The following is an 18,676-nucleotide window of genomic DNA, read 5'->3' as shown; positions in this document are numbered from 1 at the left end:
AAGTTGGACAGACGAGTCCAATGAGCTGGACAAATTAGTCTAATTAGTTGGACAAATTGGTCCAATTACATAAGTATTAAAGGTTTTTGGCGACCGTTCAGAGATAGTAATAATGATCGTTCTGAGGTAGTAATAACGACCGATCAGAGATAATACAGACAACCGTCCAGAGATAGTAATAACAACAAAGATAAAACAACAATGAAAATCGTAAAAATCAACAGTAAGTTCAAGCAGTTGGCAGACTGGATACTCTGCCACCGGCTTGTGGTCGGTGCGTTGTTCGCAGTCATCATCGCCTTCTCGTTTGTGGGAGCGAAGCGCATCGTGATGAAAACTTCGTTCGACGACTATTTCGTGAGCGACGACCCGATGCTGCTCAAGACCAACGAGTTCAAGTCTATCTTCGGCAACGACTACTATGTGGCGGTGCTGGTGAAAAACAAGGAAATCTTCTCTCAACGCAGCCTGACGCTCATTCGCGAACTGAGCAACGAACTGAAAGACAGCCTGTCGTATGCCGACAAGGTAACGTCGCTCACCGATATTGAATTTGCCGTAGGCACGGAGGAGGGTATGACCATCGAACAGATTGTCCCTGACGAAATACCGTCTGATGCCGCTTCGCTGAATGTAATCCGGCAGAAAGCGTACAGCAAACCGTATTTGGCAAAGAAGATGGTGTCGCACGACGGTACGATGACGTGGATTATGGTGAAACTGCGCCCGTTCCCCGAAGACAGCGTGTGGAAGAAGACGAGCGACATTGCGCCCGACATGATTACGGGCAAAGAAGCGGGACACATCATCGGCAAGGCGAAATACGCCGAACTGTCGCCCAACGCCGCGGGAATGCCCTATCTGGGCTACGAGAAATTCGTTTATCTCAAAAGCGAACTGGGGCGGCTGTTCCTCTTTGCTTTCATCATCTCCATCGTTGTGATGCTCATCGTAACCCGTTCGCTGCGCGGCGTTGTTGCACCACTGCTCACGTCCGTGTTCGGGCTACTCATCAGTTTCGGCATCATCGGCTGGACGGGCATCTACATCGACATGACCACGACAATGATAGCCGTGATACTGACTTTTGCCTGCTCCATCGCCTACAACATTCACCTGTACAATTTCTTCAAGACGCAGTTTGTAGAAACAGGCAAGCGCAGGGATTCCATCAAGGAAGCCGTAGGCGAAACTGGTTGGGGCGTGTTGCTGTCGGGGCTCACCACCGTGGCTGCCATGATGACGTTCCTGTCAATGAAGATAGTACCGATGCGAGCCATCGGTATCAACACCTCGCTCTGTCTGCTTGCCGTGCTGCTCACCTGCCTGCTGCTCACACCCATCCTGTTGTCGTTCGGCAAGGACCGCGAGCCTGCCGCCGATATGTCGAAGAGTTTTGAAGGATATATCGGCAAACGATTCGAACAGTTCGGCAGTTTCGTGATACGCAACCATCGTTCCATTGTCGTTTCGTCGGTTGTGCTGACTATCTTCTGCGGTATCGGACTCTTCTCCATCGAGCCGGCGTTCGACATCGAAAAGACGATGGGGCGGAAGATTCCCTACGTAAAGAAATTCCTCGACCTCTGCGAAACCGACCTCGGTTCGATTTATTCCTACGATCTTATGATTACCTTGCCGCACGACAACGACGCCAAGAAGCCGGAGAATTTGCAGAAACTCGACCGACTGGCAGAGATTGCGGGTGGCTACAAGCTGACGAAACGCCACAATTCCATCACCGACATCGTGAAAGATATGAACTGTACGCTCAACGGCAACAAGCAGCAGTTCTACCGTATTCCCGACAATGCCGATATGGTGGCGCAGTTGCTGTTGCTCTATGAGAATGCGGGCGGTACGGAGTCGGAATACTGGATGGATTACGACTACAAGCGGCTGCGGTTGCAGTTGGAGATGAAAGACTACAACTCCAACGAGGCGGAAAAGGAAATGAACGACTTGCAGGCGGAGGCGCGCAAACTCTTTCCCGGCGCACACGTCTCGGTGGTAGGCAGCATACCGCAGTTCACCGTGATGCAGCAGTATGTGGAGCGCGGGCAGATGTGGTCGATGCTGTTGTCGGTATTGGTCATAGGCGTTATCCTCGTGCTTGTCTTCGGCAACTGGAAAGTGGGGCTTGTGGGTATGATACCAAACATTGCCCCCGCCATCATCGTGGGCGGTATGATGGGTTGGTTGGGCTATCCGCTCGATATGATGACAGCCTCGCTCATTCCGATGGTCTTGGGTATTGCCGTCGACGACACCATTCATTTCATCAACCACAGCCATGTGGCATACGACAGGTGCGGCAATTATGCAGAAGCCATCAACCGAACCTTCCGCACCGAAGGACTCGCCATCGTCATGTCCACAGTCGTCATCTCGGCTACGTTTACGGGCTTCGTCTTCTCCGACGGCACACAGATGCGCAATTGGGGCATTCTGGCTGTGGCCGGTATGATGTCGGCACTGCTGGCAGACCTCTTTCTCGCGCCAATTCTTTTCAAGTATCTCCGTGTATTCGGGAATGATAAGCGGACTTCCTCGGAAGCGGTAAATGAACTTCCCAAGGAACGACAAACGAACTTCCTTAGTAATAACAAAACACCATAAAATATAACGATATGAAAACAAAACATTTCACATTGCTGCTCATCTCCATACTGGCGGTGTGCGGCGCGCAGGCAGCAGGGCTGTCGGGCAGAGACATCATGCAGAAAGTAAGAAACCGCGCAGACGGCGACACACGTTATGCCACCATCGAAATGACGCTCATTCAGAAGAGCGGGCATAAGCGTGTGAGGAAACTCGAATCGTGGGCAATGGACATAGGCAATGATACGAAGAAAATCATGTTCTTCACCTATCCCGGTGACGTAAAGGGTACGGGATTCCTCACTTGGGACTACGACAATACCGCCAAGACGGACGATAAGTGGCTCTATCTTCCGGCAATGAAAAAGACGAGGCGCATCAGCGGGAAATCGTCGAAAACCGATTACTTCATGGGCAGCGACTTTACCTACAACGATATGAGCGCCCGCAGCGTGGACGAAGAGAAGCATACGCTTCTGCGCGAAGAAATGTTGGGCGGTCAAAAATGTTGGGTGGTAGAGTCGGTACCCAACGACAAGGATGAGATTTACACACGCCGCGTCACCTGGGTTCGGCAGGACTGCCTGATGGCGGTAAAGGCGGAATACTACGATAAGCTGAACAAGCTGCACCGTAGGCTCACGATTTCCAACATAAATAAAGTGCAGGGCTTCTGGACGATGCACCTTATGCAGATGGAGAATGTACAGACGGGACACAAAACCATTATCCGTATGGACAATCAGAAGTTCAACATAAAGCTATCGCCTAACCTTTTCACTGTTTCCCAACTGGAGAAAGGACTCTGATATGAAACTATTTATGCTCTTGCTTGTGCCGATACTCTCGGTGCAGGCAGCGGCCCAAATCGATAATACATTACCAGCCGGTAGCGACACCGTCAGATCGGAATGCACTCCGCAGGAAACGGTCGAAGCATCGGACGATAACGCCTTGCAGGTGCAGGTGAAAGGTTTTCTTGATACCTACCATGCCGTCAGGACGGAGGGACGCGCCGACTGGATGGCTTCGCGGACTCGGGCGCGGGGAGAACTCAAACTCGAGAAAGGGGCGGCTTCGCTCTTCCTATCCCTAAACGCCACCTACAACGGAATATTGAAAGAACGCACAGGACTGGAATTGCGCGAGGCTTATCTATCTTATGCAAAGGGCAACTTCGACCTGCGCGTCGGGCGGCAGATTGTCGTATGGGGCGTGGCGGATGCACTGCGCGTTACCGATTGTGTGTCGCCGTTCGACTATACTGAGTTTCTCGCACAAGACTACGACGACATTCGCATGCCCGTCAACGGACTGCGTGCAAAATACACAAGAGGTTCGGTCACCCTTGAAGCCGTGTGCAATCCTGTGGCAGACTTCTTCGTGTTGCCGACAGACGAGCGCAATCCGTGGGCAATACGCCTGCCATCTGCTACACTACCCTATACCACCGAATTGGAAAGCGGCAAGCCGGAGAAGAAAATCAAGAATATGGAGTTTGGCGGACGGGCAAGCGTCAATCTCAGCGGAATAGACTTCTCCGTGAGTGCCTTGCGGACGTGGAACAAGCTGCCCGCCCTTTGCCCGGCCCTGTCGGGCGATGGAAGGACGCTCCACATCAACGGACAGTACCGCCGTATGACGATGTTGGGTGCCGACTGCTCATTGCCCGTCGGTCAGTTTGTCCTCCGCGCCGAAGTCGCCGAGTACATAGGCGAGGCACAAGGAAGCGGCTTGGGGCAGAATGCCGTGCGGCGCAACACCCTCAACGCCCTTGCAGGGGTAGACTGGTATCCGGGTAACGACTGGAACATCAGCTTGCAGTATTGCCATAAATACTCATCGGGCAATCTCGCAGCGCTCTCCGTCTATCGCAATGCCGGGCTTGCCACAGCAAGACTCTCGAAGGAACTGCTGCACAACACGCTGAAGCTCTCTACCTTTGCCTACATCGACGTGGCAAGCGGCGGCATCTTCAACCGCCTTTCCGCCTCCTATTCTCTCAACGACGATATAGAACTAACCGCTGGCTACGACTATTTCCATGCCGACAAAGGAAAGTTTGCCATGTATGGTAAGAACTCCGAAGCGTGGGTGAAGATGAAGTATAGTTTCTGATTCCATTTTAATACATGAAATGATTATACTCAAAATAAAAATAACTTGTGAAAGTGCGTAAAGAAGAAAAATAGAATGTAATCATAGGGTAGTAATGCTTGTCTTTCTCTAACTACATTCTAATTTTCTTTCTATCACAATTTTATATCTTTTGTAGTTATGTCGTAGGTTGATATCGGTGAAAGAGAAAAGTGTATCAATTGATACTGCCACGTCCATATAGGAATATCTGTTCTACCATAGGTGTAGGATGTGTACGTTGTCAAGCAAAAGTGCACAACTGCAAATATAGTTATTTACTCTGATATTTCATTGTTTTATTATCAAAAAATTCTTTTGTTGATTGAATTCTGCTTTATTATTTCTCTTATCTTTTTGATTTTCTCCCTTTGCCCTAAATATACGTCTCTAGGTGTAAGATTGTCCAACGATTCATGAAATCTTCTCTCATTATAATATTTCACCCACCCATCGATAGCCTTTTCCAGTTCAGAGGGGCAGAAAGAATGATTTAGCTTAATTACATTTTTCATTGATCTGTGATATCGTTCTATCTTTCCTTGCGTCTGCGGATGCAAGGGTTTACTATGGATATGCTTGATATTATATTCCTTACAGAGATACTGTTTGAGAGAGGAAGCAATATAACATGGTCCATTATCTGATAACAGACAAGGAGGATTCTGGAATGTAACTCCAGCCTTTTCAATCGCTTTATCTATTGTTCTGGATACATCATCAGAAGTCATACTCGAACATAACTCCCAATGGATAATATACCTGCTGTAGTCATCAATTACCGTAGAGAGATAATACCAGCCCCAACCCTTGACTTTGAAATAGGTAAAATCGGTCTGCCACATCTCATTAGCGAATTTAGTCTTATGATGGAACTCATCAGCTGCAAAGATAAAATCATGCTCCATACGTTCCAATAAACCTCTTTCATGTAATATAACGTAAGTTCGATGAATTATAAGTGTCTATAGATTTGGTGATTAGCGAAATCTGTTGTAATTTTAAAGTGTTGATATACATAGAATTACAAACAAAAATCGCTATGATCACCGAAGATAAAGTTACTGAAATATTTTGTATGGCAGACGACTTCTGCAAGTTTTTTGATGCTATGACAACAAAATATGCGCTAAAACCTGCTGGAAAAAGAAAATATCATCGAAGTTCCACGATGTCAAAGGCAGAAGTCATGCTGATAATGATTCTTTTCCACGACTCCGGTTATCGCTGCTTTAAACATTTCTATCTTGAAAAAGTATGCAAGCATCTTCGCCATCTGTTTCCAAAAGTTGTTTCTTATAACCGTATAGTAGAATTGGAAAGGGAGGTAGCCTACCCTTAACCTTGTTTATCAAGAAGGTCCTGCTGGGCAAATGTACGGGCATAAGCTTCGTTGACAGCACACCACTGCGTGTCTGCAAAAACCAAAGAATACATATTCACAAGGTTTTCAAAGGCATAGCTCAAAGAGGAAAATGCTCCATGGGTTGGTTCTTCGGTTTCAAATTGCATTTGATTTGCAATGAGAAAGGAGAGCTTCTCAACTTTATGATAACGCCGGGAGATGTTGATGACCGTAAACCTTTGGAGTACAAAGCATTCACAGATTTTATATATGGTAAGCTAGTCGGTGACAAGGGATACATCGGCAAGAACCTCTTTCAAAGGCTTTTCGTTGACGGAATGCAACTTATTACCAAATTGAAAAGTAACATGAAAGGATCTTTAATGAGTGTTTCAGACAGACTTTTACTCAGAAAAAGAGCCATTATAGAAACGGTGAATGATGAACTTAAGAACATTGCACAAGTGGAACACTCCAGGCATAGATGCTTTGACAATTTCATCGTCAACTTATTAGGGGCTATTGCTGCCTATTGTCTGTTTCCAAAGAAGCCGTGCATAAATCTGCAAAGGACTATTGATACACAGCTTGCTTTGTTCTGAATTCGTCGAACTCACGTTAACTAAATTCTCAATACTTCTTCTTTCTATAATCAATGGTTAGATTGATAGCCTGCTCTTGCAAGGCAATGATTTGAGCCGACAGTTTTTCTAACTTTTCAAGCAGAATCTGAGCGGTCTTGACCGAATGATAACTGTTGATGGCACGCACGGTTTGGTTATACAGCACGCCAATCTTATGGATTTGCGCCGTCAGTTCTGAGAGCTTTCGGTAGTATTCCACGGCGGATTTATCCATTGTTATCACCTTAAAATACTCACCAAGAATACGCCCACGCACAAAGTCCGATTTGGTTTCCGCTCCTGATTTCTGGAATAAATCGATAACCCTTTGCTGGTCTTTGGGATTAGGCAGGCGTACATGCCAGTTATCCCAACGGGGCTTTTCTGCTTGTTTCGGTTCTAAACTATGTTTCGTTTCCTTTTCCATTTTAGCTTCTAATTACGACTTTGGAGTGATTATTCCCTCGCACCGAGGCAAGGGTCTTTGTGATACAAACAGCGGTTTGTGTTACAAAGACACACCTTGCTTCCCGGATACACGCTATCTTCTGATGCCACGCTTAGTGGTCGGTAATAAAGGCTGTTTGCATTTGAGTTGGGATTGGGCAACGAGCCATTCGTTGAGGTCCTTATGCTTTCGGTAGCGTGCTGCGCCATCAACGATCTGCGGAAGCATTTGCTTCAAAACGGCAAAAGATTTGCGCCCGGCATCGTCATTATCCAGAAAACCTTCTACTTCTTGATAGCCCATTATTTGCTCTTGAATGCGTGGCAAAAGTGCCAAAGAGTTGAGAACAATGGCATCGCTCTTTGAAGATGGATTGAGTGTTTTCCATGAAAGAAAGTCCATAAAACCCTCAAATATTTGCAAGCGACCAGCACCTCTTTTAATCGTCGTAACAGCCTTCGGAGCGACACATCCTTTGAAATACATATTGCGGATTTCCCATCCCAAAGCATCGTTTGCAAATCCAATGGCATTGTATGTTCGTTTCATATTTTGGAATAGTACTGGTGCAATAAAATTGCACGGTAATTAAATATCATCAAAAAGAGATCGTTCTTTGACATATTGATTATGAGATGGAAGAGGGTCTTGCTTCGTTATAAGCTCTTTCAAGTTTACTTTTTCAAGTACTGAAATTCTTGTTAAAGTAGCCACCTCTGTTATTGAATATGGGCTTTTGTACTCATGCTTCATCTTGGCAATTAGAAGATATGTGATAATTGCAACCCACAGATGGGTGCTTACCGCATTCTTTGAAAATCCCCATAAAGTCTTGACAACAATATTTTGTTTGATCCATTTGAAGAAGACCTCAATATCCCATCTGTGTCTATAGAGATTTGCAATTTCTAATGCTTCAATCTCAAAGTTATTGGTTATGAATTCGACTTCTTTACCGTTGTCTGCATCATAGTAACACACTTTTCGGATATGTTCAGGATATAGCTTTCTGGATTTGCATGTAGTTAGGCGTATTGTAAAATCGCCTCTTACTCCAGTGCTTACATCAAAGTCTTCTTTGTGGTCTACAATCTCATATCGCATGTTGTCTTTTGGACGGCAAATCCAAAATGCACCAGCCTTATGAAATCTGTATAATGCATCAAAGTCCACATATGCCTTATCCATCATATAAAATGCAAGTGGCTCTGGCTCAATCCTATCCAGCTCGTTACTGTCATGCCATTTGCCGTCTGTAATATGAATGCTGGCAGGAATGCTTCCACGTAAATCAAGCAATGTGTGCATTTTAACTGCTCCCTTACTGTATTTACCCAAAGCCCAGGTTGCAAGCACTATGCTTGTTGATATTGTTGTGGAGTCTAAAGCATAAAGTACATTGTCAACAGATACCTCTGACAATTTTGTCTCTGAATACAATGGACGTACTTGTTCAATGAGATATTTGCCCAGTTCCTCGTATATGTGATAGTTGCGGTTCTCATTGGCTCGAGATAACGAAGAATGAGTGACTGTTTTGCGAATTCCTAAATGATACAATATATTATGATGTGCTGTCAGGCACATACATATGTCTCTTAAGGAATCACAGCCAGTAATCTGACCGAACAATAAATGTAACAGATGATTATAGCTGTTTAATTCTCTTGAATGTCTATCACCTTTATATTTCGTGACAAGTTTATCAAACTGGTAACGAGGAACAAAGTCTATGACTTGAGAGAATATGTACTTTCCAATATTCATAATCTTGCAGATTTAGGCTGCAAAATTACTCTTACCATTTCAAATCAAAAAAACTAAGAACGTTATAACTGATTAAATATCAAATCAATATAGAAGTGGCTTCAATTTTATTGCACCACTAGTAATTTTGGAATAGAACTTCCGAGCAGTAGGCGCTGGCTACGGGAAGAGGAATAGCACGTGCTGCGAGATAGCGGAGCAAATAGGGATTGGAGAGCGGTTGCGCAGATAGGATTTCCAACTTGCGCTCAGAGAATTTTCTCTTACCGCCAAAAGAAAATTCTTGATGCGCTACTTGTTTAGCGCCACTCAAAAGCCTGATGGCTTCGCTGGTAGTGCAACGATGTAAAGCGCATACAAGGTCGATGATGTCGCCATGTTCGCCCGAGCCGAAGTCGTACCACTGGTTGCGCTCTGTATTGACTTTGAAGGATGGTGTGCGCTCATTGCGCAGCGGAGAGTAGTACCAATAGTGAATGCCTTGTACTCGTGCAGGCGCATAGCCCTGTTGTTGCAAATAATCTGTGATAGAAATTTGCTTGATATTTTGTATTTCCATTGTGATTTTGTTTTAAGTTGAAATGAAATTAACGCCGCCTTTTTCTTTTGGAGGCTGGTTGATAATTGTTTGGTCAGACGGTCGTACACTATAGACACCCATTTGCAACCGACCAAACTCGTTTCTCTTTGGTCGGGTTGGTTCAGGTATATATAGCCTGCGTCCGACCGACCAACGGTTTTAGGGCAGAGAATCTCTGTTGAACCGATATTTCCCTCGCTCTTCCTTGACCACCATACCTTTATTGAGCAGAAATTGTAGGAGTTCTTTGAGTTTGGTTTGCCCGTAGGATTGTCCCACCATCTTAGTATAAGCCTCTTTGAGAGTTACGATTAGTGTACTATATGGCAAGACTTCATTCGTAGAGAATACTTGTTTCAATGCCATTCGATGTTCATTACCGCTTAACTCTTGATAGGAGACGCGATGTGGTTTTCGCTCATTGTCCGAATACGAGAGGTCTATTTGGGGAATACAAACCTCATCTTCTACCTCCTTGAGCGAAAAGCGAATTTGTTAAAGGGTTTAGAACGGATGATGGCTGGAGCAACGATGCTTCGGTCTGGCAGCGTGTTGTCTTTCGTGATTTGCAAGACTGTCTCTGCCTTGTTGTTGAGTTCCGTGCCGATATGCCCTCGCGCGTTGTCGTCTCCTTTGTTGAGGTGAAGCACAGTCTGAATGTGAATATTCTGTTCACTCGTCCATTGCATCAGGTCGCCCACCAATTTGGTAGCCTCCGTTGAGTTGTTGATGTCGAGCATCAAATCTCGAATGCCGTCAATGACTACCAGTCCCACGTTGGGCGTATGGTAGATGGCATAACGAATGATTTCTCTACGCTCGTTAGGGTCGGCAATGGCTCTGAGATGGCTGAACTTCAAATGCTCGGGTTCTCTATCAATTGGCAGTCCTGCCAATCGCAGAATGCGCTGCATCACGAGTTGGCAATGATAAGGGCTTTGCTCCGTGTCAAAGTAAAGAATAGTGCGTTTACTTTCAGGAAATGATGCTTTATATTCCAGCACCTGCCCATTGACAAGAGCTGCTGCAACGATAGCACTCACATTGAAAGTCTTCTTGGCTTTCGCCTTACCTGTCGATACACTGAAATTACCCAGCGTACCGATGATGGCTTCGCCTGCTTGCAGTACAACAGGAGGAAGTGCAAACTCATCGGTTACATGAATGAGAGACTTTCGCCAAATGTATTCATAATCAGTTGTATTCATCATCGTCCTCCTGTCTTTCGTCCTGCCAATTCCAGCGCAAGGTCGGCATCAACAATAATCTTACGACCGACTTGTGTAATGGCACGATTGATTTTACCACTCTGCTTTATACGGTTAGCTGTAGGCAAACTACACCCGAAGAGGCGTGCAATGCCTGCCAACCCATACACATATCGCTTTTCTTCTTTGGAGGAAGAAGCCTTTGTTGATTCCATGCTCGTAGATATATTACCGTGTTGTGCAAGGAAAAGCAATTCTTCACCAGTCATCTGCCAAACAGGTTTTCCCAATAATTCGTTTATCGTCATAACTCGATTGTTTTGAAATGAATAACTCGCCCTTGTGCATAGGGCATTCAGTCAGGTCTGACGGTGCAAAAGTAGAGGGCTTTTAATGTTCTACCAAGAGGTTAGGATATTGTGGGAAGTATAGGGAAACACAAGGATATCAGCGACTATTAAAAACGCTCAACATGCATTTTTAAAGTAGACTATTTCGGGCAAACACATTGTTTTTCAATCATCATTGATTGTTTAAGAGATTCCTTTTGGTATTCTCGCACAGGAAAAACTATTTTCAATAGCATGAAAGTTCCATTTTTCTTCGTTTTATTCATTATAAGTTCATATCTTTGTAACTAATATTGATATATAATCATCTAATGGGACAGAAGAAAGAGCATAGCAACCTTATCAAGGTGCATTTGAAGAAGCGAGGCATCACCCAAACATGGTTAGCCAAAGAACTTGGCATGAGTTTCAGTATCACCAATGCATATGTTTGCAATCGCAAGCAGCCTAATCTTGCTACCATCTTCAAGGTGGCAGATTTGCTCAATGTTTCACCCAAAGAATTAGTAAAATGATGCACAATAACCTTATAGATAATTCTTCTGAGGCACTCTCTATGCAAAATTACATCAAGAGGTGTATTTTGGCAGAGGGTATTGATAAAATACAGATTGCAACTGGGTATTGGGACATACCTGGTATGACGCTTGTTCTCAATGCACTTACAAGTTTTTTGGAACGTGATGGGACCTCGCTTGAACTTCTTATAGGTAAAGACCCTGTAGTTTATACCTCGTTACTTGCAAACCCAAAGTATAAGGATGCAAGCTATCCTTATGATTTTATACGGACTGACATACACGACCTTAAAATAAATGATGAGTACAAGAGTGTTATCAATCTGCTGCTTCAGTATTGTGGGAATGGTAAAATACAGATACGCATCTATTCGAAAAATGCCAAAGGTGAAGACGAATTCTTACATTCTAAGTGTTATATTTTTTCAGGTCCATCTTTTTCTTATGGTATCATTGGTAGTTCTAACTTTACGCAGAAGGGATTATTGGGAAATGCCGAATTGAATTATCTTGAGACCGACCCCACACGTATTACAGCTCGCCCCACTCATGGATCAAATTCAAAAGGACATATTTGTTGGTTTGAAGAGAAGTGGGAATGCTCACAAGACTGGATACAGGAGTTCTTGGAGCAGGTTATCAAGAAGTCGCCTATCTACATTGATATACAAAAAAATGCTGTTCAAGAGTTTACCCCCTATGAGCAGTATATCAAATTGTTGCAAATTCAATTTGGGGATGTCGTAGATGCATCGCTCGGACAACAGATAGAAGCCTATTTACCATCAAAGATTCACAAATTGAAATATCAGATAGAAGCCGTCAAGCGATGTCTTAGTATTATGCGCGAACATGGTGGTTTTATGTTGGCTGACGTGGTTGGACTTGGTAAGACAATCATTGGAACGCTTATCATCAAGCGTTTTCTTTCCGTACCAGAAGATGATGGTAGAGAACGTAAGGTGTTGGTCATTACCCCTCCTGCCATTCAGTCGGGTTGGAAGAAGGCTATTACCATGTTCGACAAAGATTCTGACGATAAGATTGCGCCATACATTGACTTTATAACAACAGGACGAATCGGAAATGTTACCGAGGATGAAAGTTGGGAAGATAACGACGATGACAGTGCTGATACTGGTGAATTTGAGGGAACACTTCAAGATAAGGATTATGGACTCATTATTATTGATGAGAGTCATAAGTTCCGCAACAGCAACACACTGATGTATCAGTCGCTTGACCAACTGATACAGAAGATTGGCTCTAATACAGGCATATACCCCTATATTGGACTTCTGTCTGCCACACCGCAAAATAATCGTCCGAATGATTTGAAGAATCAAATTTACCTTTTTGAGCGCAACCATAATGATAGTACGCTAAAGAAGGCTGAAGGAGGAAATATAGAAAAGTTCTTTGCCGACATAAATAGAGAGTATGACCTCCTTATTAGTAAGCCGAAAGTAGACAAGGAAACAGGGCTACTTATCCATGACATTCCAACTGACGAACGTCGGGTGCGGCTCAATGCTGCCTCAAAGAAAATACGTGATTGCATTCTAATTGATATCCTTGAGCGCAGAACAAGAACTGACGTTAAAGAATATTACGGCGACGATATGAAGGCAGAAGGGCTGATCTTTCCTGAGATTGTTGGACCAAATAATCTTGAATATGTTATGGAAGATGAGTTGGCTCAGCTCTTCTCTGATACAATGACGATTATTGCTCCTACGGAAGTAGAAAAGTTACAGACGGATGAGTGGCTGAAGTATTTCCGTTATCGTGCCATAGAATACTTTACCAATCCTGCCAACGAAAAGAAACATACGGGTCGTGGCAACCGTGGTGTGAGTGATGTGGCTAAACAACTTTCTACCATAATGCAGAATCTTCTTGTGAAACGTCTTGAAAGTTCGTTCTCGGCCTTTACACAATCTCTATTGAACTTGCGCTATTACACTGAGAACATGATTAAGATGTGGGAGAATGATACTATCTTTGTATGTCCACAAATCGATGTAAACAAAGAGCTTGATTACGAGGCAAAGACTAAAAAACGAGGAAAGAAAGTATCATTTAGCGATTGTGTAGAAGACATCAGGGGCAAAATACTGAAACTGACAGAACAAGGGCGCAACGAGAAAGGACAAAATGCTGAATATACGCGTAAGGACTTTAAAGAGGAATACTATACCCAACTGAAAGAAGACTTCCGACTCATTTCTAAGCTCTATGACCGATGGGCACGTAACTCACAGGACCCAAAGTTTGATGCCTTCAAAGAAAATATCAAGCCTGAACTGTTCAATCCTCAAAAGAATACGTCAGGAAAATTAGTTATCTTCTCCGAAGCAATAGATACGGTTGAATCGCTTGTTAGAGCTGTTAGAGCAAAGGGCTACAAAGTTCTTGCCATTACTGCTGCTAACCGTGATGAAATGGAACATACGATTGAGGAAAATTTCGATGCAAATTATGATGGTGAGTGGAAAGATGACTATGATGTTCTTATTACGACAGAGGTTTTAGCTGAAGGCGTAAACCTCCATCGTGCCAATGTCATTCTGAACTATGATACGCCCTGGAACGCCACCCGCTTAATGCAGCGTATTGGACGTGTAAACCGTATTGGCAGTAAAGAACCATTCGTTTATGTGTATAACTTTATGCCAAGTGCTGAAGGTGATGCTCAAATACAGTTGGTTCGCAAAGCACACACTAAGTTGCAATCATTCCATATACTCTTTGGTGAGGACAGCAAGATTTTCTCAGAAGAGGAAACGGTTGTGCATCATGAACTTGTCGAGGCGATTAACGGTGAGGAGTCGCCTTTGCAGAAGTATATCTTTGAATTAAAACAATACAAGAAGGCACATCCTGAACGCTATCTGCAGATAGAGCAAACTGAGAGCGAATGGAAGATGGCACAGGCAACAAGTGGCACCGCTTACTTTGTTGTGAAAGCTCCTCGCTCTGCACGGCTGGCCATCAGAATGCGTAAAGAGGAAGATGGACGAAAGGGTACTCAGATAATATCTTTACTTGAGCTGCTTGAGGAAATGCGAGTAGATGAGAATGCTAAGCGCATACCACTGCCCGATGACTGGCAGCAACTTTCGGATGAAGCCTTAAAGACGTATAATCAATATTTCGTTCGCATTAAAAGATCAAGGGCTGGAGATAAACGTACGCTGGCACAGGGAATCGTCGTAAAACTCTATGAGAACGATACTATCTCAGCAAAGTCAAAGAGACTTCTGGAGAGTGCACGAAAACTTGTTGACAAAGGTAACTTTGATGTCATTAAACAGATGTTGGCAATAGAGCACGAATTAGAACATCGTAACCAAAGCCTTTTTGCCATCAAGCAACAGGATATTGATGAAATTTTGGAACGTGAGATTGGTAAACTTGTTGCGCAGGTAGAAAATAAGCAGGGCGTAGCATCTATTGTTTTAGGAACTATCAAGTAAAGACAAACTTATGAAAAAAGAAATATTAAGCGTAGAGACATTAAAGGGGTATTTAAGCAGTAAATATAAAGGCTGGAGTTCATTCGTAGACAATGTTATTTTCCCCATTTTTGGTGAAGATAAATTTGAATCTCTTTCTGAGACAGAACTCTTGGAGAATAGTCCTGAAGAGAAACCATTGGCTGAAGCAACAGGAATATGTAGTATCAAGCAGGTGGGACAGATAGACGTAGGAGTGCAGCCACTACAGATTTTCGATGTCACGGTTAGTGATCGTGTGATGATGGAGCGAAACCGCGTAAATATTCAACGCCTTATCCGTAAGGTCATGGAGAATTATTCCAGTGCCTTTATGCTCTTTCACTATGAGAACGATACTCGTTGGGATTGGCGCTTCACTTTCTGTCATAAGAAAGGTAGTCAGAAAGAAGTCACAGACAGTAAACGATACACCTTCTTGCTGGGTCCTGGACAGTCTTGTCGTACTGCAGCTGAGAACTTTAAAAAAATATATGATAAAAGAGATACTTATTCGATAAAAGATATCGAAGATGCGTTCAATGTTGAAGCACTTTCAAAAGAGTTCTTTGGGAAATACAAAGCTCAGTATGAGGCTTTTGTCAATTATATGGTTGACCCAGCCAATGGAATGCGACAGAATTTCATCGACACAGATTTTGACCATGCTGGTATGACGGCAGACAAAATTCGTGACCGTGAGGAAAAGCCTATTCGTGATTATGTAAAGAAACTGTTAGGTCGAATTGTTTTCTTGCATTTTCTTCAGAAAAAAGGATGGCTCGGTGTTCCAGCAGGCAAAGATTGGGGCAAAGGTGATTGTAACTTCATTTTGCACCTTTTTGAGAATGCTTCTGAAGAACAAAAGGAGAATTTTCTTGATGCCATATTAGAGAATCTTTTTTCGGAAGGTTTAGATAAGAATCGCTCTGAAAAGAACGACCTTTATGACACAAAGGTGGAGGGCTTTCGCAATTGTCGTATCCCTTATCTCAATGGTGGCTTGTTTGAACGTGACTATCTTGATGAACTTGCAGTAAAATTTCCTGCGGAATACTTTGATAGTTTACTTACAATGCTCTCACAGTACAACTTTACCATCGACGAGAATGACCCTAATGATGCAGAAGTAGGTGTTGACCCTGAAATGCTTGGGCGCATCTTTGAAAACCTGTTGGAGGATAATAAGGATAAGGGCGCATTTTATACACCAAAGGAAATCGTACAATATATGTGCCGTGAGAGTTTGATAGCTTATTTGCAAACAGATCAAAACGAGGAAGATAAGGAGGCTATTCGCAAGTTTGTTACAACGCATGATGCTGAACTGCTTGGCGACTTAAAAGCAAATATTGAACAGAAACTTTTGGACGTTAAAATATGCGACCCTGCTATTGGCTCGGGTGCTTTCCCTATGGGTTTACTGCGCGAGTTGTTCTTCTGTCGTTCTGCGATAGAACCAAACATTATAGAAAATGCAGCTAATATCAAACGCTATATCATTCAAAACAATATCTATGGTGTTGACATTGAACGAGGTGCCGTTGACATCGCCCGACTACGCTTTTGGCTTGCTCTGATTGTAGACGAAAAGACACCAGAGGCACTCCCTAACCTTGACTTCAAAATAATGCAGGGAAACTCCCTACTGGAAAGTTATGAAGGTATAGATCTAAGCAAACTGGCAACAATGTCGGACTTACAAATATATGAACCTCAACGCAATCTGTTTGGAGAATTGGAAGAACAGCAGATAAAAAAGATTTTTACTCAAACAGATAAATTAAAAGAGTTTCAAGCTAATTTGAAACGTTATTTTGAGGTGACTGATCACGATGAGCGGGCGTGTCTCCGCCAATCTTTTGATGACAATGTAAGGCATACTATTACTTATACACTTGATACGTACAAGCGAGGAGAAGAGAAGAAAATAGAGCAGATTCTTTTATCTACGACCCTAACGGACAAGCAAAAGAAAACCATTGCAGGAGCTGAGAAAAATATAGAACATTATAAAAACGTGATAGAAAGTGTTCAAAATATGGAATTGCCTAACTCGCAGTTCTTCCTCTGGCACACTTGGTTTAACGATGTCTTCTCACGACCCTCAAAAGAGGGCTTCGATATTGTTATTGGTAATCCGCCGTATTTAGAATCGAGAAGTCCAAATTTCCCAGAATCATTAAAGGTGAGTTTGCAGAGTGAGATTCAAAAAAGAAGATTGTCAGATGCGAGAGCCTTTCCCCGTGGTGCAGATTTATTGATTTTCTTCTATGAATTATCGCTGAGATTATTGAGCCCAAATGGGTACAACGTCTTTATCACTGAAAATTCGTGGCTTTCCACAGACTACGGAAAACTGTTTCAGAATTTTTTATTGAAGAAGTGTAAAGTTCATGCAATTATTGATTCTGAGTACAAATACTTTGAAACAGCTGATATAAACACTATTATAACCATCATCAGTAACAGAAACGAGAGCAATGATAAATTTCCTGTTAAGTTCTTTCATTGTAATGGGAGTCTTGAAAAATATCCATGTAATACATTTTCCATGCATGATACGGAAAATGTTACTCTAAAAGAATTCTTATCAAGCGATCAATTATTGCATAACTACAAGTGGGGGGGTATCATTAGAGCTGAACAGAAACTATTACGGATTATAGAAACTATAAGCCAACTTGAAGATAAAAGTCTTTCTTCAAAGATAAGCATTGGACAAGGACTAAATCTAACTAAAAGTCATATTGTTTATAGTCAATCTTCTCGAACTTATCCGTATTATACATCAGAGATTGGTCCAACCTATAGTTGGAATAATTCGTCTTGTTATGTCAGTAAAGACGACATCTCAAGCAGTAGGAAAAAACCTCTTCTTATAATGCCAAGAGGAATAGGGACACATTTCTGTAGCATTAACGAATGCTCTGGCTATACATCAAGTTATGTTGAAATTTATGGTGATTTGTCGCAAGAAGAAACCTTAAACATATGGCTATTTTGTAACTCATCATTGTTCTGGCTTTTAAGAGAAATTACAGGAAGAACAAACTTGGGAGGCGGAATGTTAAAAGCAGAGGCAACAGACTTGAAGAGCATACCTATTTGCTACAATTTTAACAAACCGTCTGAAATTTTTGCCCTATATATGACAGTTAAGGATAAAGTGATAGATACGAGTATATCAGCAACGCTCAATGACAATCAACATAAAATGATAGATGCTATTGTCCTTAAATTCTTTGGATTAGGCAAAGAAGAAGCTTATATTGTAAATACGCTTCAAGACATGGTATTTAGGCGTATGAAGAAAAGTAAGACCAAATGATAATTGGAGGAATTGTCCTCCAATTATCATTTATTCTGGCTCTATAACGAATCGTGTGGGTAAATATTTTTTTCTTGCCAGCGTTCCTATGTTTAAAGGCTTTATGACTGAACAGAAGAAGACGGATTAATCTACAAATATAAAGGAGTTTGAGCTAAACAAGCTTCTACACACCTCCTGTTTATTCTTAGTATTACAACGTTTTGCTCACAATTCATCCCCTGTCATTCATATATCATAGTAAATTTAACCCTCCGCATCACATGTGCAGA

General features: G+C 42.8%; 10 protein-coding genes and 4 pseudogenes. 7 read left to right on the top strand and 7 right to left on the bottom strand.

Annotated elements, in window-relative coordinates; all coding sequences use genetic code 11:
• Positions 1-201 precede the first annotated feature (201 nt).
• The 3 genes from RDV52_RS00125 to RDV52_RS00115 are packed head-to-tail and all read left to right on the top strand — an operon-like array spanning position 202 to position 4,719.
• Positions 202-2,619 (top strand): efflux RND transporter permease subunit, encoded by a 2,418-nt coding sequence (locus RDV52_RS00125; protein WP_004367588.1) that lies wholly within the window; start codon positions 202-204, stop codon positions 2,617-2,619.
• Positions 2,620-2,630: 11 nt separating this feature from the next.
• Positions 2,631-3,410, top strand: a complete 780-nt coding sequence (locus RDV52_RS00120; protein ID WP_004367589.1) for an outer membrane lipoprotein-sorting protein — start codon at positions 2,631-2,633, stop codon at positions 3,408-3,410.
• Between the two features lies 1 nt (position 3,411).
• A complete protein-coding gene (locus RDV52_RS00115) occupies positions 3,412-4,719 on the top strand; it encodes a DUF1302 family protein (RefSeq protein WP_004367591.1) in 1,308 nt (435 codons plus the stop codon).
• Between the two features lie 323 nt (positions 4,720-5,042).
• Here RDV52_RS00115 and RDV52_RS00110 read toward each other — a convergent pair whose 3' ends face one another.
• On the bottom strand, positions 5,043-5,645 hold the full coding sequence (locus RDV52_RS00110; protein WP_004367593.1) for a DDE-type integrase/transposase/recombinase: 603 nt from the start codon (positions 5,643-5,645) through the stop codon (positions 5,043-5,045).
• 134 nt (positions 5,646-5,779) lie between these two features.
• Between RDV52_RS00110 and RDV52_RS00105 the strand changes: the two are divergent.
• Positions 5,780-6,684: pseudogene (locus tag RDV52_RS00105) on the top strand (IS982 family transposase).
• 28 nt (positions 6,685-6,712) lie between these two features.
• Here the strand turns inward: RDV52_RS00105 and RDV52_RS00100 are convergent.
• From RDV52_RS00100 to RDV52_RS00075, 6 genes and pseudogenes are all read right to left on the bottom strand, one after another.
• A complete protein-coding gene (locus RDV52_RS00100) occupies positions 6,713-7,132 on the bottom strand; it encodes a plasmid mobilization protein (protein ID WP_004367599.1) in 420 nt (139 codons plus the stop codon).
• Positions 7,133-7,246: 114 nt separating this feature from the next.
• Positions 7,247-7,705: pseudogene (locus tag RDV52_RS00095) on the bottom strand (toprim domain-containing protein); the annotation flags it as partial.
• A 36-nt stretch (positions 7,706-7,741) separates the two neighbouring features.
• Positions 7,742-8,920, bottom strand: a complete 1,179-nt coding sequence (locus RDV52_RS00090; RefSeq protein ID WP_115098571.1) for an IS4 family transposase — start codon at positions 8,918-8,920, stop codon at positions 7,742-7,744.
• A gap of 124 nt (positions 8,921-9,044) precedes the next feature.
• Positions 9,045-9,479: pseudogene (locus RDV52_RS00085) on the bottom strand (CHC2 zinc finger domain-containing protein); the annotation flags it as partial.
• A gap of 180 nt (positions 9,480-9,659) precedes the next feature.
• A pseudogene (locus RDV52_RS00080) lies at positions 9,660-10,711 on the bottom strand (AAA family ATPase).
• Positions 10,708-11,016: a DUF3853 family protein gene (locus RDV52_RS00075; RefSeq protein ID WP_004367610.1), complete on the bottom strand. Its 309-nt coding sequence runs from the start codon at positions 11,014-11,016 to the stop codon at positions 10,708-10,710. Before RDV52_RS00075 ends, RDV52_RS00080 begins: the two are co-directional and overlap by 4 nt.
• 353 nt (positions 11,017-11,369) lie before the next feature.
• Between RDV52_RS00075 and RDV52_RS00070 the strand changes: the two genes are divergently transcribed.
• The 3 genes from RDV52_RS00070 to RDV52_RS00060 are packed head-to-tail and all read left to right on the top strand — an operon-like array spanning position 11,370 to position 18,404.
• Positions 11,370-11,573, top strand: coding sequence for a helix-turn-helix domain-containing protein (locus tag RDV52_RS00070; RefSeq protein WP_004367614.1), 204 nt, complete (start codon positions 11,370-11,372; stop codon positions 11,571-11,573).
• Positions 11,573-15,055 carry a helicase-related protein gene (locus tag RDV52_RS00065; RefSeq protein ID WP_040557317.1) on the top strand — a complete coding sequence of 1,161 codons (3,483 nt, stop codon included), beginning with the start codon at positions 11,573-11,575 and terminating at the stop codon, positions 15,053-15,055. Before RDV52_RS00070 ends, RDV52_RS00065 begins: the two co-directional genes overlap by 1 nt.
• Before the next feature lie 10 nt (positions 15,056-15,065).
• Positions 15,066-18,404: an Eco57I restriction-modification methylase domain-containing protein gene (locus RDV52_RS00060; protein WP_115098647.1), complete on the top strand. Its 3,339-nt coding sequence runs from the start codon at positions 15,066-15,068 to the stop codon at positions 18,402-18,404.
• Positions 18,405-18,676 lie beyond the last annotated feature (272 nt).

It is taken from the genome of Prevotella nigrescens (assembly GCF_031191185.1).
Lineage (GTDB): Bacteria > Bacteroidota > Bacteroidia > Bacteroidales > Bacteroidaceae > Prevotella > Prevotella nigrescens.
This window is presented reverse-complemented; position numbering and strand designations above follow the sequence as displayed.